Genomic DNA, 24,025 nt, shown 5'->3' with positions numbered 1-24,025 from the left:
AAAGGAAGAATTCATGAGTACCAACTGGTCAGGTGCGGAGCGAAAGTCCCGTGCCCCTGTCAGCCTTCTCGATCCCACAGAAACAGCCTCTGACGACACTGCACAGGAGCCTCCTGAGCCTGTGATCAGCGCTGTCCCGGACGCGGAGGCGATTCGGCCTGCTCAGCCGTCCAGGGAGCCAGCGCAGGCGGCGGCTGAGGAGCCCTCTGCTGAGGGAGAGCACGGCCCCCTGGTCAGTGGCCGCCGCAGCGCATCGGTGCTGCGAAAGGAAAATGTCAACGACCAGCTGCCGCCAGCTACCGGCTGGCAGGCGTTCCTGCGGGCGATCACCTTCGGCATGGTCAAGCCCAAGGTCGGCGCAGCCGAACTGGCACGCCGGACGGATCTGTCCGCGATCCAGCGCGTGTACTCGCGCCCGATGCAGATCATGGTCGCCCAGCCCCTGGGCGGGGTCGGTAAAACCACCTGCAGCGTCGGGATCGGCTCCACATTCGGGATCCACTCGGGCCAGCACGCCATCGTGTGGGATATCAACGAAATGATGGGCACCCTCGGCGTCCGGACCAACGCGAACGAGTCCACCCGCACCGTGTGGGATCTGCTGAATGTGTTGGCGAAGTTCGAAACCATCTCCGCCCGCAAGGGTGACTTCACCTACTACACGCGGCATCAGGGCAAGAACCAGTTCTCCGTCCTGGCCTCGGACGAAGATCCGGACCGGATGAAGTCCATCGGAGCGGATGAGTTCAACCGGATCCACACCGTGGTCAGCCGGTTTTACGACACGATCATTGTGGATACGGGCAACAACACCCGCTCCGCAAACTGGCTGGCCTCCATCGAGGTTACGGACCAGCTCGTGATCCCCACAACGCTCAAACGCAATGCCGTTGTCTCAGCGCTTCGCATGATCGAGCAGCTCGAATCCATGACCGAACGCACCGCCAACACCCACTACAAGAACCTGGTCGATAACGCCGTTGTCATTGTCACTCAAGGCGGCGGGGCCAAGGTCTCGGCCGCAGAGCAGGCGGACCTACGCGAAAAGCTCGGTTCCGCTGTTCGGACGATCATCGACATTCCCTATGACGGTGCCCTGGACACCGGCTCGATCATCGACTGGCAGCTGGTCGGGGATCCCGCCCGCCGCGCCTTCGAACGTGCCACGGCCGAAATCGCCGCCGGCCTGCTCGAGGTAGACAACCGCCCCAACTCCACTCACACCACCAGCTGATAGGACCACTCATCATGCTCAGCAACATCCTGACCAAAATCACCATCGCAACCGCCCCGGACAACCCCCTGGACGGCGTTACACCCAGCATTGACGTGTTCGGTATCGAGTTCAAAGGCGCCATTCAGCTCGTCATGGGCGGCCTGTGGGCGTTGGCACTGCTGGGAGTCACGGCAGCGTTCATCTGGAACCTTGCCGAGTGGGGCATCGCACGCAAGGGCGGACGCGTGGACGATATCTCCGATGGTGCAACCGGTGCCAAACGCAGCGGTATCGCCTTCGGCTGCGTCGCTAGTGTCAGTGTCATCCTCGGAGCGTTCCTGGCCGTGGCAGGCGCAGCAGGAGCCTAGCCAAAGCCTGGAGCCCGTCATTGGGCTCCAGCTGGCGTCTCGCCAAACTTCGGACACTGAATGGAATGCGACTCATGAAAAAGAACTGGAAAGCCCTGGTGGCCATCGCCGCGGTGATGATCATCGTGGCAGTTGCCGTGGTGCTCATCAACCTCCGGCCAAGTGACCAGGCTGTACAGCCCGAACCAAGTGCCGACAACGGCATGGTGGCCGGCAAGTTCGGTTTCCCCGTCTCCAAAATCAACATCGAAGAGGGCGGCACCAAGACCGCCGATGACGGCAGGACCCCCATCGGATACAACGGCACCTGCGACTCCGCCGCCCAGGCCGCCGCCAACTACACACCGGCGCTCTTCAATGTGAACGCCAAAACGTGGGAGGCCCAGAAAGCCACTCTGAATTCCCTCGCGATTCCTGGTTCGTGGACCAAGGACGCAACCCTGTTGGGCGACACCTGGGCCGATGCTGCCGCAAAGGGAAACCTTTCAAGCTTTGACGGGGGTTGGCTCGATGAGGTCAACGTGAGCGCCGGCGGCCTTTACCGGATGGTCTCCTGCGAGCCAAAGAAGAGCGCACTGGTGCAGGTGGTTTACGGAGGCCGCAGAGTCGGCGACACACTGCCTGGTGGATATTTTGGCACCGCATCCGTGGAACTGACGTGGAAGGACGACTGGAAAATATCCAACACGCTGACTCGGATTGATGACACCGAGTTCAAGCAACGGCTGAAAGACGAAGGCCCGGCTGGTGGTGTTGGGGGCACCCCCACTGGGAACATGCCGAGGCTTGATGACTCCTTGGTGGCGCGGTATTTCGAAGACCTAAGCAAGGAAGGGTGGGTCGAATATGCGAACGCTACGCGCTAGCACCCGCCTGCGGCTCGCGGCCGCGATCCTGGCGCTGTTCCTGGGCGTCGGCGTTGTCACCGCGGGAGCTGCCCAGGCAACAAACGAAGTCAACGCATCCGAGAAGCTGAATGCGGATCAGCTCAAACGTCTGGCCGGATTACCTCCTTCTGAACGGGACGGCATTCGGGACCGGTTGAATCAGAAGCTTGCCGAGGGTGCCTGTGCACCTCAATTCCTTGGTGCAACGATGATCGGGCAGGACTGCGACGGCATGGCCTCCAGGGCTTTCAACAGCTTCCTGACCACACCGGAACAATCCCTCGACTACAAACCAGAGTCCAGCCAAGGCCAGTTCTGCGCTGCCCTGGCCCAGGAAGGGGCCAACCGGGCAGCCCTGGGCGTCTGTGCTGTCTCGACGGCATGGAAAGAATTTTCACCCCTCGCCGGCGTTGCATTGCGCACGGCGGTTGGCATGCAGCCTGGCGGACAGTTTGTTCTGGGTGCAGTGGACACGGTCGCGTTCATTGCCAACGCCAAGGACGGGTTTGAGAAGTTCGCCAACTCGACTAAGGAAGCCGGCGTCACAGCCACGAACGAGGTTCTGATGAACCTTCTGAGGGTCTCCGAGTTCCAGGTTGATGATGCGTTTAGGGACATGTGGGGGATTTTTTCGGGGATCGGCATCGTGATCCTGGCGTTGATGTATTTCAAGCTGTTCAAGGACCTCTCGGACGAGAAGATCGACTTCGATACGGTGCGGCAGTCGTTGTTCTGGTTCGGGCCGCTGTCGATTCTGTTGGCGATCTTCGGTCCGGCGCTGGCGTATGTGGGTAATAACGCGCTGATGGGCCTCACCGGGGCCATTAGCCCGTGGACCTCGAACCAGATCATGGATTTCGCGACCACGATTTCCCGGTTCGCCTCTTACGAGTCCACCGGCGTGTTCGGCCCGCTGGCCGCGGTTCTGCTGTTCGGCCTGTTGTTTATCGGGGCGTGGGCGCTGCTGGGGTTGTTCGCTCTCCAGCCGCTGGCCCTGTATCTGCTGGGTGTGGGTTTGGCTTTGATGATCGGTTTCATGATCCACCCGCAGTACCGTGCACGCGTGGCTAAGACCGGGTCGCTGTGGCTTGGTATTGCACTGTCCAAGCCGTTGATCCTCCTGCTGATGGGTGCTTTGTTCAGCTTCATCAGTAACCGCCCCGCGTTCCAGGGGGAGGGAACGGATGACGCACTGATCAACGCATCGTCGGTGTTCATTGCAGCGGCGGCCATGGTGGTGCTGGCGTTCTCGCCGGCCCTGTTGTTCAAGTTCGTACCGATCCTGCCGTCCTCGGCGACCAGCCTGGGAGCTAACCGCCCCTCGATCGCTGGCGCTGCCATGGTCGCCGGCGCGGGCGCTGCCATGAGCTCCATGATCCGCAAACGCCGGACAGCACAGAACCAGTCCGGCCCCGGCGGAAGCAACCACCCCGGCGGGTCCTCACGGTCCGGTCCGACCAGCCCGGACGGCGGTACGGCCGCTGCCGGTGCCGGTGTCGGCGCCGGCGGTCAGCGCGGTTCCGGCGCAGCCGCACGGCAGAGCTCTGCCGCCCAGGGATCCGGAGACGAACCGGCACCGGATACCCGCACCCTCGGCGAGATGCAGCGCGATGACCGGTCGGGCACTGCCTCAGGAAAGGCGGCTCAGTCCTTGCGCGGTGGTGCTGCAGCTGTCGGCCGAGGCACGGCAGCGGTGACGCGGGGCTCCGCGAAGATCGCCGCCGGCGGGGCGACAGCGTTCCTGCTCGCAGGCCGGGAGAGCGCACGACAGGCCGCGATGCGCGGCCGCCAGGGCGTCAACTCAATGGCACCCGATACCGACCACATCAGTGGCCGGTAAGCAGTACAAAAGCCAAGGGAGTAGGCAATCATGGGAAGAATGGTCGTTGTCGGCGGTGAGGTCTCACGCCGTGGCCTGTTCGGTGGGAACAGGACCGGACCGGAATGGATTGGCCTAAGCATTTCGGTCGGTCTTGGCGTCCTCGCCATTGCCGCCTCAGCGGCAATGATCTGGGTGGGACTCCTGATCGCGGCCGTCGTGGTCTTTGCCGGGGTAGCCCTGACGACACCAAGCAAAATGACCGGACACCGCTCCCTGGGCGCCCTCTACGTCGAGGCCAGGCATCAGCGGGCACGGAAGAAGAACAAGACCGCAACGTTCGTTCCCGTGAAATTCCGGGACCAGACGCGAATGGTTAAGGCAGGCAAGGCCGACCGTGCCCAGGCAGACGAGAACGGCATGATCGAGGTCCCGGTCCGGCACAAGAACAATGTCCCGCTCATGGTCGGGGACGTGCGCGCCTTCACCGTCATAACCCCGGGCGGGCCCATGACAGTGTTCCGGCACCAGGGCGCCATCAAAGTCCCGTACTACACCGTCACCGTCGAGGTCATGGGCTCCTCCTCCGGTATCCGCGAGGAAACCCGGGAGGATTCCGCCTACGTGGCCAGGGGCCAGTTCCTGGCACGTCTGGCCCGCCGGCAGTCCCTGGTCACGCACGTGCAGTCGCTCTCCCGTGCGGTGCCGATGGACTCCACGGATCACCTGATCTGGATCAGGGACCGCCAGGCCCCGGGAGTGAAGAAGATTCTGCTGGCCTCCTACGGGGATCTGGTGCAAACACTCCAGTCCCGCTCTGAACAACACCGGACCTACGAAACGTTCCGGATTCCCAAGTCCGCCACCCTGTCACTGAAAGCAGACAAGCTCGGAGCTGGTGACACCGGGCTCGGCCTGGCGATCTATCAGGAGATTCGTTCGGCCCTGTCCCAGGCGCAAATGATGGGCTCCATTCAGGACTACCGGACCCTGGGACCAGGACAGATAGCCGGGTTGCTGCGACATTTACAGGACCCCGATTACGACATCGACGACTACGAAGGCGCTGACCTGGCCGACTGCTGGCAGCACCTGGACGGGGAAAGCTCTGAATCCTCAGTGGTGGTCAACGGCCGCTGGCATACCCGCACCGGATACGTCCCGGCCTCAGCGTTCAGCCCCGAAGCCGTCCCGGTCTCGGCGCTCCAGGCGCTGGTCAGCGGTATCCAGCCGGCGGTCGTGCATTCCGTGTCCATGGTCATGGAACTGGAGGATGCCCGCAAAGCACGAGGCAAGGCCCGCACGGACGCCGCCATGGATATCGCCAAGGACAACGACGTCCGCAAATCCGGGAAACTCTCTGACGGTTCCGAAGAGGTGTTGATGGGCGCCTCCCGGCAGCGGCTCCTTGACCTGCGGCCCGGCTCCGGTCACCACGGAGCCTCCTACGCCCTCTACATCTCCTACTCCGTCGAATCAGAAGATGAGCTGCTGGCCACCGCTGACCTGATCGAGGCGGCCGCCGCGGACGCCGGGATCGAATTCATTGACTGGATGGATCACCGCAACGATCTGGCCCTGATCACCACCATGCCTTTCACGAGAGGAATCCGATGAACACGCAAAAACTCATCAAAGGCCTGAGGATGCCCTGGGCCCTGACCCCCACATCCCGCCGCGCACGGGCCTCCCAGCACAACGCGGCAGCGGCGGCCACCGAAGATGCCCTCGCGGCCAAACGCCGGTCCAGCTCCACGAAAAAGGCAGACCAGAAAAGGGACAGCCTCCGCCAGAGGGCAGAAGCGCAGGCGGCCGCATCCACCCACTGGCACCATGAGCGCAGACACGTCCGCGCCTCACAGCTAGGGTTCTACGACCCTGCCGCACCTGGCGTGTTGTCCTCCACCCGGCAGATGGAATTTTCACACATGGCCATCGCCTCCCCACCCACCTCACACCGCGGGTTGGCGTTCGGGATCGACGCCGGCTCCGGGTGGATGATCGTCCACGATCCCTTCACGTCCTACGGCAACGAGCTCGAATCCCCGAACGTCTGCTTCATCGGAGACCTCGGCCAAGGCAAGTCCTCGGGCATCAAAACCTGGGCGGTCCTGCGTCAGCTGATCCTCGGCCGCCGCGTCGTAGTGATCGATAAGAAATACCAGCTGGACCAGAACGGCGGCGAATACACCTCCCTGGCCGAACGGCTGGACATTACTCCGGTGAAGTTCATGGTCGGCGGGGGAGGGGCAAGGATCAACATCCTGGACCCCCGGATCGCAGCCCGCCTCCACGAAGACAACCACGACGACACAGCACTCTCCACCCCGGCAGGACAGTCCATGCTCGTCCGCGCCGTCGTGGAAGAGGCCCTAGGCCGGCCGCTGCTGCCCAAGGAAGGCAAAGCCGTCCGCATGGCCCACAAGCAGGCGCTGCGGGCCGCAGCGGCCGCCGGGGAAATCGCGCACGTCCGGCACGTGCTCACCGCGCTGTACTCACCGGACAAGGACACCGCAGAAGCCTCAAACCTGACGGTAGAGGAACTGCGCCAGTGGGGCCAGGACCCCGCATTCGAACTCGAACGCATGATTGAAGACGACCTGGCCGGCCTGATCGACGGTCCAACCAGCGAGGAAATCACCCTCAACGCAGGCCTGACCGTCTTTGACGTGTCCCTGCTCCCGGAAGACGGTCCGGCACTGGCCATCGTCATGACGATCATCAACACCTGGCTGGCGAACACCCTCTACCGCCAGACCGAACCGGTCCCCACGGTCCTGGTCATCGAGGAAGCCTGGCACACCGTCCAGGGCTCGGTCGCGAAGGTCACCCGACGGAACACCAAACTTTCCCGCGCCCTGTCCCTTTCATGCATGTTCGCCTTCCACCACATCTCCGACATTCCCGAAGACAGCCCCGCCATCGCCATGCTCAAAGAATGCGGCACCGTCCTGCTGTACAAGCAGCAAAAATCCGATGACGCCTGGGCGTGTGAGCGGATGTTCAACCTCCCGTCAGGGTCCGCGGCCGACATCTCATCCCTGACCAAAGGCACCTGCATGATGCGGATCGGAGCCAAGGACCCCTTCATCGCCATCCACGTCCGCAGCGCCCTCGAAATCGAACTGACCGACACGGACAAAGCCATGAAATCCACCGCAACACTGAACGACGTAGAGGCCAGCGCACACGAGGAAGCAGCATGAGCACCGGCAAGGGCATGTCCACAGACTCGGTCATGAAGATCGGCCTGGCCATCATCATTGGCGTCCTGATCGTCCTGGGATGGGTGTCCGCTTTCCTTGGTGAGCTGATCACGCCGACCGGGATGCCGTGGACGGACTTTGAAGCGCTCTGGGCGAAGATCAAGGCCGGCGAATTCGCCTGGCCCGGCGCAGCCACCTGGATTCTCGCCGTCCTGGCCATCCTGTCCATCGTCGGGGCGGCATTCCTCAGCGCGAAGTTTGGCTCCACACGCCATCGCGATGATGGCCTGCCCAGCTACAAGGACCTGGAAAAGCGGATGGGCAAGAAAGCTGCCCTGGCCAAAGCCAAGCAGTCCCTGGAACTCCCTGCGGAGGCCACCGAGGATGAGATGATCGTCGCGCTGTGCAAGCTCGACGGGCAGACTCTTTACGTCCAGCACGAGGATTCGATGTGGGTGTTCGCCCCGCAGCGCTCCGGCAAAACCCTGTTCCTGGCCGTCGGCATCGTCCTGGACGCACCAGGTGCCGTCATCGCCACCTCCACCAAAAATGACCTGCCGATGCTCACCGCCGTTGCGCGACAGCGCAAGGGTGAGGTTTCCGTGTTCGACCTCCAGGACATTTCCGGCTGGGACAACAAAGTGCGCTGGAACGTCATCGACGGGTGCGAGGACCCCGACGAAGCCCTGGCCCGCGGGAAGGCCTGGGCCGGCGCCCAACCCATGGGGGACGTCAAAAACGGGGACTTCTTCAACTCCAAAGCAGCCGCCGTCCTCGGCCGGTTCCTTCACGCAGCAGCGCTGGGCGGGAAAAGTGTCGAGGACATTGTGAAGTGGACCAACAACTTCTCCAACACCGAACCGCTGGATATCCTCCGCCGGCACAACGCACCCGCAGCGTTCACCTCCCGGCTGCAGGCGCTGATTTCCTCACGCGCCGGTGAGACCGTGGACTCCATCCAGGAAACCCTCGCGGGCCTGCTCGAACCGTTGTCCTCTCCCAAAGCAATGCACATCCTGAGCCCGCGCAAGTGCGAAGGATTCACCATGGAGAAGTTCCTTGAGAAGCCGAACACCATGTACCTGCTCACCGACGGGGAACGTTCGCCGGTGGCACCACTGGTGGCCATGTTCGCTGACTTCATGTTCCGCAAGGCCCAGCGCATCTCCCAAGGCGCGCCAGGGGGCCGGCTGTGGCCGGTCCTGACCATGGTCCTGGACGAGGCACCGAACGTTGCCGCCATCCCGGACATGGCCGGCGCGCTCTCAGACTCCGGTGGCCGCGGGATCCGCATCATCGGATTCAGCCAGTCCTTTGCCCAGAACCGTCAACGGTGGGGTGCTGAGGCCGCCACGGCCATCCGTGGAACGTCCTCGATCCGGCTGTTCCTGCCTGGCCTGGAAGAACTCGATGAACTCGACAAGATCGCCCGTGCCGCGGGAACCACCCGGCACCAGCGGGTTTCGACCTCCCATGGCAGGAACGGGTCCTCACGGACCACCAGTGAGGAAGAACGTCCGGTTATCCGCGGCTACGAGATTCAGCAACTGCCCGTGGGGGAGGCCTTCATGCATTACAGCAACGTGGCCCCGGCCCGCGTGAAGCTCACCCCTTGGTGGGAACGTCCCGACGCCGACCAGATCACCAAAGACAAGAAAGCGGCGCAGTCACTCAAGGAAGCGAACGCAGCCAACCAATACCAGCACGACCAGCTCACTGAAGCCGCCGTCGCCGGCGGCACAGCAGGGGATAAGGCATGATCACCACACCTGAGGAAGGGGCCGGTGTTGAGGTTCCTTCCGTGGAAGATATCGTCCTGTCCCACGTCGGCCAGATAGGTGCCCTCCAGGAGGGCATGCAGGCCCTGGTGGAGATGATGGACGATCTTCTTGCTGTCCCGCCCAAGAACAAACCTGCGCCCTGGAACTGGAAAGAGCTGACCGGACCCGACGCCGCGAAGCTGATGGAGGCTCTGGGCGCCTGGGTGGACTGGATCAACGAACGCTACGGTGTCACGGACAATTCCCGGATCCTCGGGTGCTGGTACCTCCATACAGCCGTCGTTGAAGAACTCACGGCCGCATGGGTGGCATGGCAGGCCGCATACTACGGTCACAAGAATGCAGTGACGGACGCGGCCACCTGGCACGACGGAACATTTTGGCCCATGCTCGAACGCATCAGGTCCAAACCCTGGGGCTTTAGTGAGTGCATCAACGAAGGAAGCCACGTCGATCACCGGCCCTCCTTCAGGCCATCAACCGATCCCGGTTTCTTCGACTTCCTTGCCGAACTGGGAGCGACAGCAGCAACCGGATAGACCGCAGCACAAAGGGCGGCTCATCGAAGCCAAGCACCGGGGCAGGGCGTACCCGCTAACAGATGTCAGATTGGAATCTAGGACTGCTCATCAGGAGGCTGCAGGAAACACCTTTCGGACCCTATCCTGACGGTGTTTGAGTGGAAGCCTGACGCCTAACTGGGGTGTACATAAAACTGGCTGTGGTGCCGGGCTGCATGTGCCGCTCTAGCGCTTGTGGGTAATCCTGCTTAGGTTGGGGCAGGGTGTCAGTCCGGCATCAGCCATAGTCATGAGAAAGCCAGCATCGAGATTGGGCGTGGGAAGTTTTTCTGCGCTTGCGCCGCAAAAGGCCGGGCAGCGCCGTTCGCATCCGATTTCCCAAATCGTAGACCTTAGTCCGGATGGCGCGCCGTTAGGCGCAGATGATTGCTGCAGGCGACGGAAGGAGGACGTTGATGGTCAGCGAACTCCGTGGCTATGCGCCAGGGCAATGGCTTCTGTGCGCGAACTGACACTGAGCTTTTTGAAGAGGTTACGCACGTGGAACTTGACTGTGTTTTCGCTGATATTGAGCGCCAATGCGATGCTTCGGTTCCGTTGACCTGCCGCCAAGTGTTGAAGGACTTCAAGTTCACGTGCAGCCAGATTCCAGCCCGTGACGTCCCCTATCGGGCCAGTCGGGGCGTCCAATGGGAGCGTAACCGAAACGTCGGCGCCCCATCCTGGCATGACGTCAATCTGCATATTTCCGGAAAGGGCCTGAACGCGTCGCTCTAAGCGGCCGATAGTGGTCGCGTCGGCCGAAAGTGCGCCTTGCCCGTCGTCGCGGACATTGACCAGGAGGTTATCCCCGTCGCAGTCCCACTGCGCACGGATCCTCCTGACTTCCGGTTGTTCCATCATGGCCAGAACCAGTCCGCGGACGACTGCTCGTGCCGCATGAGCGACTTCGCCCGGCAGCGCCCTCCCGTTCAGCGGTGGCTCAATGAACTGAACATTAACGCCGCTGAAACGGGTCAACGGGCGCAGGTCCTCTTGGAGTCGTCCAAAGGCCATGGCGACGGGTTCTTCAACCAGGTCTGTGGTGCGGTCGCTGACAGTGCGAAGGGCCACGAGAGCTCTGGCCGTCAGGTCGCTGACGGTCGAGCGCGCTGAGGCGTCATCAAGGGATGACGCGCGCAGTGCCGCCAGCAGCGTTTCTAGTGTGGTGGAATGCATGTCCACGAGTTCTGCTGTCACCCGGACACGTTCCGTGGAGGCTGCCCGTGATTCCATCAGATAGGACGGTGGCGCGTCAGCGACTTTCTCTTGTATTCGCCGCGCCGCGATCTGCCACAGGTATTCCACCAATGCCACGGGCGATCCTTGTGCAGAATCTGCTTCAACTGGATTGGGTTCGGTGATGACGAGGAGCGCGTTACTTGGCGCGAACTTGATGGCGAGCACCCTTCGCGGCGTACCGGCTACCTCTGCATCCCCCTGCCATGGGCCATCGTTGTGAAGGGAGGCCCGCAGTCGTTCCAGCTCTGCGATGGAAACCCTTGAAATGATGACGTCGTCACCGGCTTTTTTCTGCGGACGGCCAGTACAGTCTTCGGTGAAAATGACCAGTGCGCTACTCCACACATAAGGGGATAAGGCGTCGCGGAGCCGCTCCGCAATCTGAGTCAGGGGAGCGTCAGCCAAAGCTGAGACTGCCTGCAGAAACGTGCCCTGCACATCTGGAAGTGTCATCACCGCCGCCGTTTCCTGGTGTTCTACGAGAGCGCTCATCCATACAGCCTAGCCAGTCGTGGACCGAGCGACTATCCGAAAGGGTAGTTAGAACCGTCACAAAACAGCGTTATGCCCATCCATTCGATCAGGGAAGATGGACATAAGTTCGGATAGAAATCCGAACTAGCCACCGGCTGGCAAAGGATCGAATCGAAGGATACAAATCGTGAGCCCGACATCCACCGCCCCAACCGCCTTGGAAGAGACGGCAAGGTCCCTGGCACAGAACTTGACCCTGGTCAGGGACGAAATCGCTGCAACGGTTGCCGGGATTGACCGCACTCAGCTGGCTTCTCTGGCCTCCCTCGTTGAAAAGGCTGACCGGATTTTCGTCGCCGGAGCTGGCCGCAGCGGCCTGGTGCTTCGAATGACGGCCATGAGGCTGATGCACCTAGGTCACACCGTGTACGTCGCCGGTGATACCACGACCCCGGCGATCTCCTCTGGAGACCTCCTTCTCGTTGCGTCCGGTTCCGGAACCACGTCCGGTGTGGTCAAAGCAGCGGAGACCGCAGCCAAGGCGGGTGCGCGAATTTCCGCGTTCACCACCAACCAGGGATCACCGCTGGCGAACCTGTGCGACGCATTGGTGATCATTCCTGCTGCGCAGAAGACGGATCATGGATCCGCTCTTTCGCGCCAGTACTCGGGAAGCCTTTTCGAACAGGTCCTGTTCCTCGCTACGGAATCCGTCTTCCAGACGCTCTGGAATAAGACCGACGAACAGGCCGAGCAACTCTGGCTGAGGCACGCAAACCTCGAATAGACCGCTTAATTTTCAACTCACCGCGTTTCACTACAGAAAGAAACAACACCATGAAACTTCAGGTTGCTATGGATCTCCTCACCGTCGAAGATGCCCTCGAACTTGCCGGCAAGGTTGCCGAATATGTCGACATCATCGAACTTGGGACGCCTCTGATCAAGGCCGCTGGCCTCTCCGCTGTCACTGCAGTGAAGGAAGCGCACCCGGACAAGATCGTCTTCGCGGACATGAAGACGATGGACGCCGGAGAGTTGGAAGCCGAGATTGCTTTCAAAGCTGGCGCAGACCTCGTCTCGGTGCTCGGAAGCGCTGATGACTCCACCATCGCGGGCGCCGTCAAGGCAGCAAAGGCCCACAATAAGGGCATCGTTGTTGACCTTATTGGTGTTCCCAATAAGGTGGCCCGCGCCAAGGAAGCCCGGGCCCTCGGCGCCAAGTTCGTCGAGTTCCACGCCGGCCTCGATGAGCAGGCACAGCCGGGCTACGACCTGAATGGTCTGCTCCACGCCGGTGAAGAAGCCAAAGTCCCGTTCTCCGTGGCCGGTGGTGTCAACGCATCCACAATCCAGGCAGTGCAGCGCTCCGGCGCTGATGTTGCAGTTGCCGGCAGCGCCATCTACAGTGCCGCCGACCCCGCCCTGGCTGCAAAGGAACTCAAGGCAGCTATCGCCTAAGTACCGTCAATTTTCTGCGCGCTGCGGCGGTCGACCCTTGGGCGGCCGCCGCCGCCGTGTTTGCGTGGCAGCAGAAACTACGTCTTTCATGATGATGCTCTCTGTGGTGGCTGGAAGGGAAATTTCATGAGTCGACAATCGCAAATTGTTTCGGATGTTCGTGCAAGACCGCCCGGGATGTACCGACAGTGGAGTTTTTTCAAACCGGGGGATCGGGTTGAAATCTGGGCCGAGAATTTGTTCCTTTTTTCCGCACGTGTGGATGACCGCACCGATGATGGAGAGGTTCTATGGGTCATCGAAGAACGCACCGGCATGCGCCGCCTGTTCCTTCGAAGCGACGGGGTCACTCTGTACCCCGCTTAGGTATCGGCGGCGTGCTGGAGGCCTGCCGGGCGTGTATCCGCGAGTGCTAATCCGAATTATGCGAAAGCGTTCAGGTATGCCGAGCACAGCAAGCGAACAGGTGGCAGTAGTAGTAACTGTGAGGAGGCATCTTCGGGATTTGCTGACCGGCGCAGAGGCAGCCATTATCCGGTTGCCTCTGCTCAAAGTACCGTCCGGATTCTTATCACCCGGCCTGATCCACGCCGTTACACGGTCGCGCTGAGTCGACCCTGTCCCCTTTGGCGAAACGCACGAGCACTCGCACTCCTGACCTATCAAAACGAATAAAGAAAGCACCATGCACACGCACCTTGAACAGCGCCGTCGCCTGGGCCGTAATCCGCTCCGGGATCCGCGTGACCGTCGTCTGAACCGGATTGCCGGTCCGTCCTCGTTGGTGCTCTTTGGAGTGACCGGTGACCTCGCCCGAAAGAAGCTCATGCCGGCCGTGTATGACCTCGCGAACCGGGGGCTGTTGCCGCCGAGTTTCGCGTTGGTCGGTTTCGGCCGCCGTCCGTGGACTGATGCGGAGTTCGCGGCCGAGGTGAAGGCTTCGGTGCAGGCGTACTCACGGACTTCGTTTGATGAGGCGGTGTGGAACCAGCTCGCTGAGGGGATCCGCTTTGTCCAGGGCGAGTTCGACGACGATGACGCCTTCGAGCGGCTCGGTGAGGTCATCGATGAGCTCGATGAGCAGCGCGGAACGCGCGGGAATCACGCGTTCTACCTCTCGATCCCGCCGAAGGCCTTCGAGCAGGTTTGCCGTCAGCTGTCCAAGCACGGCCTCGCGCAGGCCGATGGGGACAAGTGGCGGCGGGTGGTGATTGAGAAGCCGTTCGGGCATGACCTTGAGTCGGCCCGGCAGTTGAACGACATTGTGGAGTCGGTGTTCCCGCCGGACGCGGTGTTCCGGATCGATCACTACCTGGGCAAGGAGACGGTCCAGAACATCCTGGCGCTGCGTTTCGCGAACCAGCTGTTCGAACCGTTGTGGAACGCGAACTACGTGGACCACGTCCAGATCACCATGGCCGAGGACATCGGCACGGGCGGCCGGGCCGGGTATTACGACGGTGTGGGCGCGGCCCGCGATGTTATCCAGAACCACCTCCTGCAGCTGCTGGCCCTGACCGCGATGGAGGAGCCCATTTCCTTCAACGCCGATGACCTGCGCGCGGAGAAGGAAAAGGTCCTCGCCGCGGTCAAGCTCCCGGACGATCTCTCTACCCATTCAGCGCGCGGGCAGTTCGCCGGCGGCTGGCAGGGCGGGGAACAGGTCCAGGGCTACCTGGAGGAAGAGGGCATCCCGGCCGATTCGAAAACCGAAACCTTCGCGGCGATCCGGGTGGACATCCATACCCGGCGCTGGTCCGGTGTGCCGTTCTACCTGCGTGCCGGCAAGCGCCTGGGCCGGCGCGTGACCGAAATCGCTGTGGTGTTCAAGCGGGCCCCGAACCTGCTGTTCCGTGACCACGGTGAGGATGACTTCGGCCAGAACGCCGTGGTGATCCGGGTCCAACCCGATGAGGGCGCCACGATCCGGTTCGGGTCCAAGGTCCCGGGCACGCAGATGGAAGTCCGGGACGTGACCATGGACTTCGGCTACGGGCACTCCTTCACCGAGTCCAGCCCCGAAGCCTACGAACGTTTGATCCTGGATGTGCTCCTGGGCGAGCCGCCGTTGTTCCCGCGGCACGCCGAGGTGGAGCTGTCCTGGAAGATCCTGGACCCGTTTGAAGATTACTGGGCCGGGTTGGCTGAGCAGCCGGAGCCCTACGCTCCCGGGAGCTGGGGGCCTGCCTCGGCCGATGAACTGCTGGCCCGCGACGGACGAACCTGGAGAAGGCCATGATTGTAGATTTGCCGGACACCACCGCCTCGAAGATCTCGAAGAAGATCATGTCCCTTCGCGAGCAGGGCGGTGTGATTGCGCTGGGCCGGGTCCTGACCCTCGTGGTCCTCACCCGGTCCGGGCTCGTCGAGGAAGAAGCGATCGAGGCCGCGAACGAGGCCAGCCGCGAACACCCCTGCCGGATCATCGTCCTCGCCGACGCCGGGGCCACCGCCCCGAACCGGCTGGACGCGCAGATCCGGGTGGGCGGTGACGCCGGCGCGTCCGAGGTCATCGTTCTCCGCGGCTACGGCGAGCTCGCCCACGAAAGCGAATCCCTGGTCGCGGCCCTGCTCCTCCCGGACGCCCCGATCGTGGCCTGGTGGCCGCACGGAGCGCCGGAGAACGCGGCCGAAACCTCCGTGGGCCGGATCGCGCACCGCCGGATCACCGACTCCGCCAACGAAACCGATCCTCAAATGGCGCTGGAGAACATCCGGGCCACCTACAAGGCCGGCGACACCGACCTCGCCTGGACCCGGCTCACGAACTGGCGGATCCAGCTCGCGGCAGTCCTGGACCAGGTGGACTCCTCCCCCGTCACCGCCGTGGCCGTGGAAGGCGCCTCCGACTCCCCGTCCACCATCCTGCTCGCGGCCTGGCTGACCCTGGCCCTGGACGCGCCCGTGACAATCGTTGCGGATCCAGCGGGCACCGGCATCCGCCGGGTCCGCCTCACCCGCCACACCGGCGACGTGCAGCTCTTCCGTCCCGGACTGTCCGTCGCGGAACTCACCCAGCCCGGCCAGCCTGCACAACGCATCTCGCTGCCGCGCCGCAGCCTCAAAGACTGCCTCGCCGAAGAGCTCCGCCGCCTCGACCCCGACGAAGTCTTCGGACAAGTAATTCAAAATCACTGAATTTTGAGGGCATTACACCGTGGTATGAGCCTATTGCCGGACACTTCGAAGCGAGCGTCGCCTGGCGCGGCGACAGACCGGGCGGGGAGCAACTGCGAGGCGATCGAAGAACGAGGTAAGAAGATGGACGCGGCCGATCTTACGGAAGACTCCGCACACCAGAGTCAGACGACGGGGCGTTGGTCCAATCGCCTCGCCTGCCGAGCTGGGCGACGCGATTCTGCCCGCGGTGTACCGCACTGCCTGAGGTTCGGCTACGCCTTCCGGCCTGGTTTGGTCTGCTGCACGAGTTCGGCCAGCAGTGGCCGGTGGCCGCGATGGAACGCCATGCCCTTGGGTAATCCCTGGACGGACGGTACCGAATTAGCGACGTCGATGGTGATTCTGCCACCGGCCAAGGGTGCGTTGGTAATGTGCACGTCGCCAAATGAATCCGGGAGGATGGGATCCATCCAGAGGCCGCCGCGGGAAACATGCACGTCGTACTGCATCAGGCTCGTTACCAGGTGAATTGGTGTGGTGGCTGCCCACGCCTGGGGTGAGCACGCAGTTGGATATGGGACGGGTGCCGCGAACTGGTCCCGGCTGAAGCCGCAGAACAGCTCGGGCAGCCGGCCTTTCGAGTACTCGGCCGCCTCCAGCAGTGCAGTGGAGATCCGCTGTGCCTCAGCAACGAAGCCGTAGCGGAGCAAGCCGGTCGCGATGATGGCATTGTCGTGCGGCCAGACAGAGCCGTTGTGGTAGCTGGCTGGGTTGTACGCGCGCATGTCGCTTGCCAGGGTTCTCACGCCCCACCCACTGAACATCTCCGGTGACATCAACCGTTCGGCCACCTGGGGAGCCTTGTCGTCGTCCACGATTCCGAACCAGAGGCACTGACCCATGTTGGACGCGCAGGCGTCGACCTGCCGCTTCTTGCCATCCAGGGCGATGGCGTAGTAGCCGCGATCGGGCATCCAGAACTGCTCATTGAACTGTTTCTTTAAATGCGCCGCTCGGCCGGCGAGCTCGTTTCCCAGAGGCACGTCGCCGGCGTCGTAAGCCATCCAGGCGCGTGCCATGTATGCGGTGTAGACGTATGCCTGCACCTCGCAGAGTGCGATGGGCGGCTCCGCCAGGCGCCCGTCAGCAAAGTTGATTCCGTCCCAAGAGTCCTTCCAGCCCTGGTTGATCAGCCCCTGGTCGTTGAGGCGTTCATATTCGACGAACCCATCGCCATCCTTGTCCCCGTAGTCCCGGATCCAGTCCAGCGCACGGTCCGCATGGGGCAACAGGGCAGCGATGATATCCGCGGCGAACCCCCAGCGGCTAACTGCCCCGAGCACACCCACGAACAGAGGGGTCGCGTCCACGCTGCCGTAGTAGGCCGACCTGCCGCCCAGGGAAAGTCCGCTGGAGACGTCCAACCGGATCTCGTGCAGGATCTTGCCCGGCTCCTCCTCGTTCATCGGATCCACCACGCTGCCCTGGCGGTCCGCCAGCGTCTGCAATGTACCTAGGGCCAGCGACGGATCCACCGGAAGCGCCATGGCAGAGGCCCACAGCGAATCGCGGCCGAACAAGGTCATGAACCAAGGCGCTCCTGCGGCCACCACCACCCGGTCAGGATGGTTCGGATCCTCAATTCGCAAGGCACCCAGATCGTCATAACTGCGCCGCAACGTGCGTTCAATGGAGCGGTTTCCCATCTGCAGCACCGGAATCTTGGCCACCCATTCCTCCCGACGCCGGTCACTTGCGGATAAGTCACCGGCGCCAGGATGAATAAGCGGCTCCCCAAGAATGATTCCATCGACGAGGGGTACTAGGCTGAGCGCAGTGGTCCATTGGCCCTGGGGAGCAACAACCATCCGGTACGTCAGGGCGTCAGCACTGACGTCGGCTCCAGGGGCTTTGACGACGACGCCCTTCCGGACATCCTGCCAGACGGCGCGGATAACCAACGAGCCATCTTTCGGCTCGCGGGTTTCGTCCCACCGCCGGCGGATCCTGGCTTCCTTCACCTCGAAAAGATCTGCGAAATCGGACTCGATGCTCACGGAAACGACACACTCTGCAGGATCCAGGCCATAGTTTCTTACCGTAATTAGCTCCTGGATGCCGGCTCCCACTTCGCGTAACCGCTCCACGAGCAGCGGGCTGTCTGCATAACCGTCTAAGCGGGCAACGCGGCAGGCGAATAGCGCCCGGTACGGCTCCTTGGTCTCCGCCGCCAGCGGCTCCAGCGGCTGGCCGTTAACGGTCAGGCTCCAGCCCGACAGGATGCGGGTGTCCTGGAAGAAGACCCCGTGCGGATATTCGGGACGGATGTCGCCGTTTGGCAGCGAAATACAGAAGGACGTCCCCTCCACTAAAGTAATCGTCCCGACACCCAACGGCCCGGCCGCAGTATCAGCATTCCATCCAGCCATCCCCTGCTCCTTCACCGGATTGACCGAGGCGCCGTGGGCAGGCATTGGACCGTAAGAGGGTGGACCAAGCACCGGCCGCCACCTTCATCGTTCCACCCGACGCTACGCCGGTCCACCCCCCCGGTTACCAGAGCCGGTGGCCTGGCAACTCAGCTGAGGTACAGCACCAGGCACAGGACTGCCCATTCAACTGCGGCCTATCGCGCAGGGCGACCGAAGGCGGGTCTGATGTTGTACTTTGGTAGGTCCGGGACAGGCCAACGAACCTGAGGAACCGCGCGTCGTTGCCGGTGACTCTGCGCTCATGGCGAGGCACGCCCTGAACATTGCCAGCGCCCTGGGACCGGTCCCCGCAGTTCTACAAAACTGAGGTTGACGGCGGGAGCACTATGAGGCCGGCTGCCAGCAACCTCGAATGGTAGTCTGCCACGAAGTTTGCCCAGGCTCCGATCCTCGCCCGATGTCGCCGGCCATAAACTGGCCTCCAACCAGCAGGACACTCACTTACGCGTGGCCAAGGGCCTGGCCTCGGCCTTCCAGTCCACTAGGTGCGGCGAGAAATGGCCAGTCCCCGCCCAACCCTGCTGTAGCCCGGATTCAAAATATCCAGTATCTACGGCGCTATTAACGCTTCAGAGGTCTTACAGTCGGAAAAGCCGGCGAACCATTAGGGTTCTCGAAGATTCGAATGACCTCAGAGTCGGCGACCCCAAACCGAACGCCTAGCCCAGGAGATTCGCGGCTTTCGCGCGTCCTTGTGCATCTTCGGGTTTCCGGGTTACTGGCCTCATGCCGTAACCGATTGGGGCTGTCGGCTTGCCCGCAAGGGGACCGCGCCTCGGGAGTACCGCAGCTGGTGCCCTAAATGGTGTGGCCGGTCATCCGCGGGTTCTGTTCATAACGTCATCGACGTCGGTCAGGGGAAACCACGCCTGTGCAGCGGCGCGCATCTGTTCAGTTAGCGAAGAATACGTTCGCGGCGTCCCGCCGTTGGATCGGATCACCCGGTCCAGGTAATCACGGACGAGCCACACGTCCTGCGGCTGAGCGCCGGCCACGTCGAGGGCCGCCTGTACGCGGGCGCTACCGATTCCGACGGCCGCGGCGGCATCCGCCACGGATAGACCGGACAAGGCGAGATTTGCGCTCAGCTCCTCGCGGGTTGCGGCGCGTTGGTAGTGACTGAGTGACATGGAGAACTCCTTACTTACGTCGTGCGGGGGTGTCCCTAGTATGAGCGGCGGGACGGCAGTTGTTGCGATAGGCGACGATCCGTGATCGTCGTTGGCCTCCCCCCGTCGCGGCCTGTGAATGGGCAACACGATCAGATACTTAGGACGCGCCCCGGTTCTGGCGGATCCGGGGATCCGCACGGCAGATGTCGATCCCGTCGTCCGCGTGGATCATCACCCGACCCCATCCGCCGCTCCGATGGATCCAGACGATACTGCCGTCCCGGGCGACTTCATCGACCAATCCGGTGCCGATTACCTCAAGTCCGCGGCGTAGCTCGACGAAATCCTGCGGCCAGAGGTATTTCCACTGCTTCGTAAGGAGCCTTTGGCTTGCCTCGGTAGCCGTCGGATTTTGGACGGTCAGGGCTAACAACGTTTCATCCGCGGCCTCGACGACGCGGTTGTAGCCCCGCCCGTTGAGGGGGACGCTTTCCTTGGACTGTTGGTTCAGGCTCATGCCGGCGCTCCTTTTCGCTCTGGCGGCTGGCTTAATCCATAGCCTCTCGTTGGCCGACACCGGATCACAGCTTAGATTCTGTCGGCCGAACCGGTTTCGATGTGTGTCTTGATTTGTGAGAGGAATCGGGCGGCGTCTGCTCCGTCGACGATCCGGTGGTCGTAGGTCAGGGCCAGGTAGACGAAGGATCTGATGCCGATACGGACCTCCTCTGAGGGGAGCGGCACGACGCGTTCCACAACTGCCCCGGTGCCGAGGATAGCTGTCTGGGGGTAGTTAAGGATGGGGGTATCGAACAGCGAGCCCCTACTGCCGGTGTTGGTGATCGTGAACGTCCCGCCCTCCATGTCACCGGGAGTTATCCTGCCGGTACGCACCCGGCCGGCGAGATCGTCCACGGCCGTAGCGATCTCGTCAACGCCCTTCGTCTGGGCATCGCGCACCACAGGAACCATGAGTCCTTTGGGCGAATCAACTGCGATGCCCAAGTTGACCGATTCATGGTAAACGAGCTCCGTGCCACTGTTCGCGGTCGTGGTGTTGAACACCGGATAGACCTGCAGAGCCTCGATGGCGGCCTTGATAAAGAACGGAAGGTAGGAGATCTTGCGACCCTCGGCCTTATAGCTCTTTCTCATCCTGGAAACCGCGGTGACGTCGACCTCCACGACAGTGGTCAGCTGTGCTGTTGACTGCAGCGACTCCATCATCCGGTCTGCGATCACGCGCCGGATCGGTGTGAGCTTTTCCCGGCGCTCCCCGGGCCGGACCGCCGCAGAAACGGAAGGCACCGCAGGCGCGAGGGATGCCGGAACCGGTACGCGCCGGGAGGGGCCGCCGATAGGACCACCACCTCCCGGGGCGGCTGCCGGGGCAACCGCCCCGGCTGTGGCCGCCGGGTTGTCCTGCGAGGCGACGACTACGGGCGGCTGGTGGGGAGAAGGAGCCGGCTGTGCGGTCGTCAGGTGTTCGATGACGGCGAGTTCCGCGCCTTCTTCGATGGTGTCTTCCTCATTGGCGAGGATACGGACCAGGGTGCCTGAGAAGGGGGCGGATATTTCGGTATCGACTTTGTCTGTTGCGACCTCGAGTAAAGGCTCGCCATCGGTGATCGGGTCGCCTGGGTTTTTCAGCCAGCGTGAAAGGGTCGCGACCGTTCCGCCCGCTCCTATTGGCGGCAGGGTGAAGGTTGTTGTCGTGGTGTTTGTCATTGGGTCACGTCCAGGGTGGCGCGGACGATGCTGTCGGTGTCGATTCCGTGGTAGCGGTAGACGTCTTCGATGTCGCCGGCCTGACCGAAGCTGTCCACGCCGAGGTTGCGGCTTTTGACCTGGTGCACGCCGGCGAGGAACGCGAGTGTGTGTGGGTGTCCGTCGAGCACGGTGACCATGGGAACGGCACGCTCCGGTGGCAGGATCTGATCCAGGATCCAGGACGGTGCGTCCTGGTTCTGTCCGTTGCGGCCCTGGAGTGCTTCATAGAGCAGGCCCGGGCTGGTGATACATACGACGTCCACCGGGGTGCCTTGGGCAGCGAGCCGCTCGGAGGCTGCCAGCGCTTCCGGGACCAGGGCTCCCATGGTGACGATCGTCGCGGCCGGATCGGTAGCTGCGCGCAGCACGTACCCGCCGGCAACCACCTGGCGGCGGCGACGCTCACGGGCAGCCGGATCCTCCGGCACGGCGGCCAGCTGCTGATCGACCGGTTTGGTGGAGAGCCGCAGATATGCGGACTTGCCATCCGGTCGTCCGAGCTGGGACATGGAGGCGAGCAGCGTCCATTCAGCATCAATGGCGAACGCCGGTTCGTAGCTGGTACACCCGGGCTGTTCCAACCCGATGGAAGGGGTCTTGATGGACTGGTGTGCCCCGCCTTCGGGGGCGAGCGTAACACCGGACGGTGTGCCGACGAGGATGGATTGCCCGCCGGCGTAGATACCGTAGGACCAGGGTTCGAGGGCGCGTTCGACGAACGGGTCATAGAGCACACCGATCGGGAAAAGCGGCTGGCCCCAACGGCTCCAAGTCGCGCCGAGCTCGCCCAGGAGGCTTACCAGGTTGACTTCGGCGATGCCGAGTTCGATGTGTTGTCCGGTGGGATTTTCCCGCCAGTGCATGACGGTTTCGGCGTCGTCACTGAACCAGTTCTGGCGCTCTTCAACTGACCACACACCGACCTTGTTCACCCACCCGGCGAGGTTGGTACTGGAGCTCACGTCGGGACTGACGGTCACGACGCGCCGGGCGACCTCGGGCGCGGCCCGCTTGAGGTCAAGCAGCGCCCGCCCGAGGGCGGCCTGCGTGGTTGCCGTGCCCGAGGGAGTCCTGCCAAAATCAGTCGGAACTGTCGGCGGTGCCACGACCGGTTCGCTCTCGCGATGGAGGGCCTCAGCCGTTGTCCGGACCAGCTGCCCCTCGGGGCTTGAGGGGTCAAAACGCGTCCAGGGGGCATCAGGGTTCTCACCCATCCGGTCTGCGAGCTGGCGGTACTGCTCAACGGTGAGCAGCGAGGAGTGGTTCTGCGGGTGGCCCTCAGTGGGCAGGCCGTTGCCCTTAACGGTGTAGGCGATGATGACGGTCGGTTTGGTGTCATCGATCTGCGAGTAGGCCTCCCGCAGCGCGGCCAGGTCGTGGCCGCCCAGGTTCCTGATTGCCCGGATCAACAGCTCATCTTCGACGCCCGCGATGAGGCCGGCGATGGCCTCACTCCCTGCGCCCTCACCCGGGAGGCGACGGCGCAGCTCTTCGGCGGAGCAACGCAGGAGCCGCTGGTACTCCGGGTTGGACATCTCCACAATGCGTTCCCGCAGAGCATCGCCTCCGGTCCGGGCCATGAGGCTTTCCAGGAGTCGCCCGAATCGCACGGTAATGACCTGCCAGCCGGCGGCCGCGAACAGACGCTCGATCTTGCCCGCAGCGATGTTGGGCACGACCCGGTCCAGGGACTGCCGGTTCAGATCAACAATCCACACGATCTCACCGAGATCGGCAACATTGGAATCCAGGACAGCCTCCCAAACGGCCCCCTCGTCCAGCTCGGCGTCCCCGACGAGCGAATACTGGCGCCCCCGGCTCGGGACCCCGCTCACGGTCTCGGTGTAACGCCGCGAGATCGCACCCCAGATCGGCGCCGTCGCACCGATACCGACCGAACCGGTGGAGTAGTCCACCGGGTCCGGATCCTTGGACCGGCTCGGGTAACTCTGAAGCCCGCCGAACTCCCGCAGCGTCGTGAGGTACTTCTCCTCCAGGCTGCCCAGCAGATAATTGATCCCATGCAGCACCGGGGAAGCATGCGGCTTCACAGACACCCGGTCCTCCGCCCGAAGCTGCCCAAACCAGAGCGACGTCATGATCGTGGCAATCGAGGCACTCGAGGCCTGATGCCCGCCGACCTTAATCCCGGACACGTTCGGCCGCACCCGATTCGCATGATGAATGATCGAGGTCGAAAGCCACAACACGCGACGCTCGATCGCGGCCAAGGCATCCAAATCCGGATCGCCGTAAAACGAAGCAGCATCCGCCGCCACGCCGTCACTGACAGGGCTCAAGTTCATAAGAGTGCCTTCAACTAATAATTTCGGGGGAAATCGAGGGGGGGGTTGAAAGACCCGTCATGGGGTGGACGGGGAGGGGGCAGCTCTCGTGAAGCTGCCCCCAGCTGACCGGTGGCAGATAGCCAGTGATCGCTCATACCGCGGTGGGGAATGCTCATAAGTCCACCACGCATAAACACTCTGCACAAGCGATGAGGCATAATATGAGCAT

General features: G+C 62.8%; 19 protein-coding genes. 13 read left to right on the top strand and 6 right to left on the bottom strand.

Features of this window, described 5'->3' with window-relative positions:
- Nucleotides 1-13: 13 nt before the first annotated feature.
- The 8 genes from NG698_RS13755 to NG698_RS13720 all read left to right on the top strand — a co-directional run bounded on the left by NG698_RS13755 (nt 14) and on the right by NG698_RS13720 (nt 9,816).
- Nucleotides 14-1,234, top strand: coding sequence for a MinD/ParA family ATP-binding protein (locus NG698_RS13755; protein ID WP_252610465.1), 1,221 nt, complete (start codon nt 14-16; stop codon nt 1,232-1,234).
- A 14-nt stretch (nt 1,235-1,248) separates the two neighbouring features.
- The gene (locus NG698_RS13750; protein ID WP_252610464.1) at nt 1,249-1,584 is read left to right on the top strand and encodes a hypothetical protein; all 336 of its coding nucleotides are present in this window, start codon (nt 1,249-1,251) and stop codon (nt 1,582-1,584) included.
- Nucleotides 1,585-1,658: 74 nt separating this feature from the next.
- A complete protein-coding gene (locus NG698_RS13745) occupies nt 1,659-2,450 on the top strand; it encodes a hypothetical protein (protein WP_252610462.1) in 792 nt (263 codons plus the stop codon).
- Entirely contained in the window at nt 2,431-4,311 is a 1,881-nt protein-coding gene (locus NG698_RS13740) for a hypothetical protein (RefSeq protein WP_252610460.1), read from the top strand. The genes NG698_RS13745 and NG698_RS13740 overlap by 20 nt, the downstream gene beginning before the upstream one ends.
- Before the next feature lie 30 nt (nt 4,312-4,341).
- A complete protein-coding gene (locus tag NG698_RS13735; RefSeq protein WP_252610458.1) occupies nt 4,342-5,907 on the top strand; it encodes a hypothetical protein in 1,566 nt (521 codons plus the stop codon).
- Nucleotides 5,904-7,496: a putative type IV secretion/conjugal transfer ATPase gene (locus tag NG698_RS13730; protein ID WP_252610456.1), complete on the top strand. Its 1,593-nt coding sequence runs from the start codon at nt 5,904-5,906 to the stop codon at nt 7,494-7,496. Before NG698_RS13735 ends, NG698_RS13730 begins: the two co-directional genes overlap by 4 nt.
- Nucleotides 7,493-9,256 (top strand): type IV secretory system conjugative DNA transfer family protein, encoded by a 1,764-nt coding sequence (locus NG698_RS13725; RefSeq protein ID WP_252610454.1) that lies wholly within the window; start codon nt 7,493-7,495, stop codon nt 9,254-9,256. Before NG698_RS13730 ends, NG698_RS13725 begins: the two co-directional genes overlap by 4 nt.
- Entirely contained in the window at nt 9,253-9,816 is a 564-nt protein-coding gene (locus NG698_RS13720; RefSeq protein ID WP_252610452.1) for a DUF4913 domain-containing protein, read from the top strand. The genes NG698_RS13725 and NG698_RS13720 overlap by 4 nt, the downstream gene beginning before the upstream one ends.
- 441 nt (nt 9,817-10,257) lie before the next feature.
- Here NG698_RS13720 and NG698_RS13715 read toward each other — a convergent pair whose 3' ends face one another.
- Nucleotides 10,258-11,532: a helix-turn-helix transcriptional regulator gene (locus NG698_RS13715; protein ID WP_252610529.1), complete on the bottom strand. Its 1,275-nt coding sequence runs from the start codon at nt 11,530-11,532 to the stop codon at nt 10,258-10,260.
- 208 nt (nt 11,533-11,740) lie between these two features.
- Between NG698_RS13715 and hxlB the strand changes: the two genes are divergently transcribed.
- From hxlB to NG698_RS13690, 5 genes are all read left to right on the top strand, one after another.
- Nucleotides 11,741-12,340, top strand: coding sequence for a 6-phospho-3-hexuloisomerase (gene hxlB / locus NG698_RS13710; RefSeq protein WP_374210094.1), 600 nt, complete (start codon nt 11,741-11,743; stop codon nt 12,338-12,340).
- 50 nt (nt 12,341-12,390) lie between these two features.
- Nucleotides 12,391-13,014 carry a 3-hexulose-6-phosphate synthase gene (hxlA, locus tag NG698_RS13705; RefSeq protein ID WP_252610450.1) on the top strand — a complete coding sequence of 208 codons (624 nt, stop codon included), beginning with the start codon at nt 12,391-12,393 and terminating at the stop codon, nt 13,012-13,014.
- A 126-nt stretch (nt 13,015-13,140) separates the two neighbouring features.
- Nucleotides 13,141-13,380 (top strand): hypothetical protein, encoded by a 240-nt coding sequence (locus NG698_RS13700; protein ID WP_252610448.1) that lies wholly within the window; start codon nt 13,141-13,143, stop codon nt 13,378-13,380.
- A gap of 319 nt (nt 13,381-13,699) precedes the next feature.
- Complete coding sequence (gene zwf, locus NG698_RS13695; protein WP_252610446.1) at nt 13,700-15,253, top strand: glucose-6-phosphate dehydrogenase; 1,554 nt, start codon at nt 13,700-13,702, stop codon at nt 15,251-15,253.
- Nucleotides 15,250-16,152: a glucose-6-phosphate dehydrogenase assembly protein OpcA gene (locus tag NG698_RS13690; protein WP_252610444.1), complete on the top strand. Its 903-nt coding sequence runs from the start codon at nt 15,250-15,252 to the stop codon at nt 16,150-16,152. The genes zwf and NG698_RS13690 overlap by 4 nt, the downstream gene beginning before the upstream one ends.
- A 254-nt stretch (nt 16,153-16,406) precedes the next feature.
- Here the strand turns inward: NG698_RS13690 and NG698_RS13685 are convergent, their stop codons facing one another.
- The 5 genes from NG698_RS13685 to NG698_RS13665 all read right to left on the bottom strand — a co-directional run bounded on the left by NG698_RS13685 (nt 16,407) and on the right by NG698_RS13665 (nt 23,814).
- Complete coding sequence (locus NG698_RS13685; RefSeq protein WP_252610442.1) at nt 16,407-18,563, bottom strand: amylo-alpha-1,6-glucosidase; 2,157 nt, start codon at nt 18,561-18,563, stop codon at nt 16,407-16,409.
- An 878-nt stretch (nt 18,564-19,441) separates the two neighbouring features.
- Entirely contained in the window at nt 19,442-19,756 is a 315-nt protein-coding gene (locus tag NG698_RS13680) for a DUF2316 family protein (RefSeq protein ID WP_252610440.1), read from the bottom strand.
- Nucleotides 19,757-19,895: 139 nt separating this feature from the next.
- Complete coding sequence (locus NG698_RS13675; protein WP_252610439.1) at nt 19,896-20,255, bottom strand: hypothetical protein; 360 nt, start codon at nt 20,253-20,255, stop codon at nt 19,896-19,898.
- Nucleotides 20,256-20,326: 71 nt separating this feature from the next.
- Entirely contained in the window at nt 20,327-21,466 is a 1,140-nt protein-coding gene (locus tag NG698_RS13670; RefSeq protein WP_252610437.1) for a dihydrolipoamide acetyltransferase family protein, read from the bottom strand.
- Nucleotides 21,463-23,814, bottom strand: coding sequence for a thiamine pyrophosphate-binding protein (locus tag NG698_RS13665; protein WP_252610435.1), 2,352 nt, complete (start codon nt 23,812-23,814; stop codon nt 21,463-21,465). Before NG698_RS13665 ends, NG698_RS13670 begins: the two co-directional genes overlap by 4 nt.
- Between the last annotated feature and the right edge of the window lie 211 nt (nt 23,815-24,025).

This window comes from Pseudarthrobacter raffinosi (genome assembly GCF_023913735.1).
Taxonomy (GTDB): domain Bacteria; phylum Actinomycetota; class Actinomycetes; order Actinomycetales; family Micrococcaceae; genus Arthrobacter; species Arthrobacter raffinosi.
Note: the sequence above shows the minus strand (reverse complement) of the source record. Positions and strands in the feature narration are given on the sequence as shown.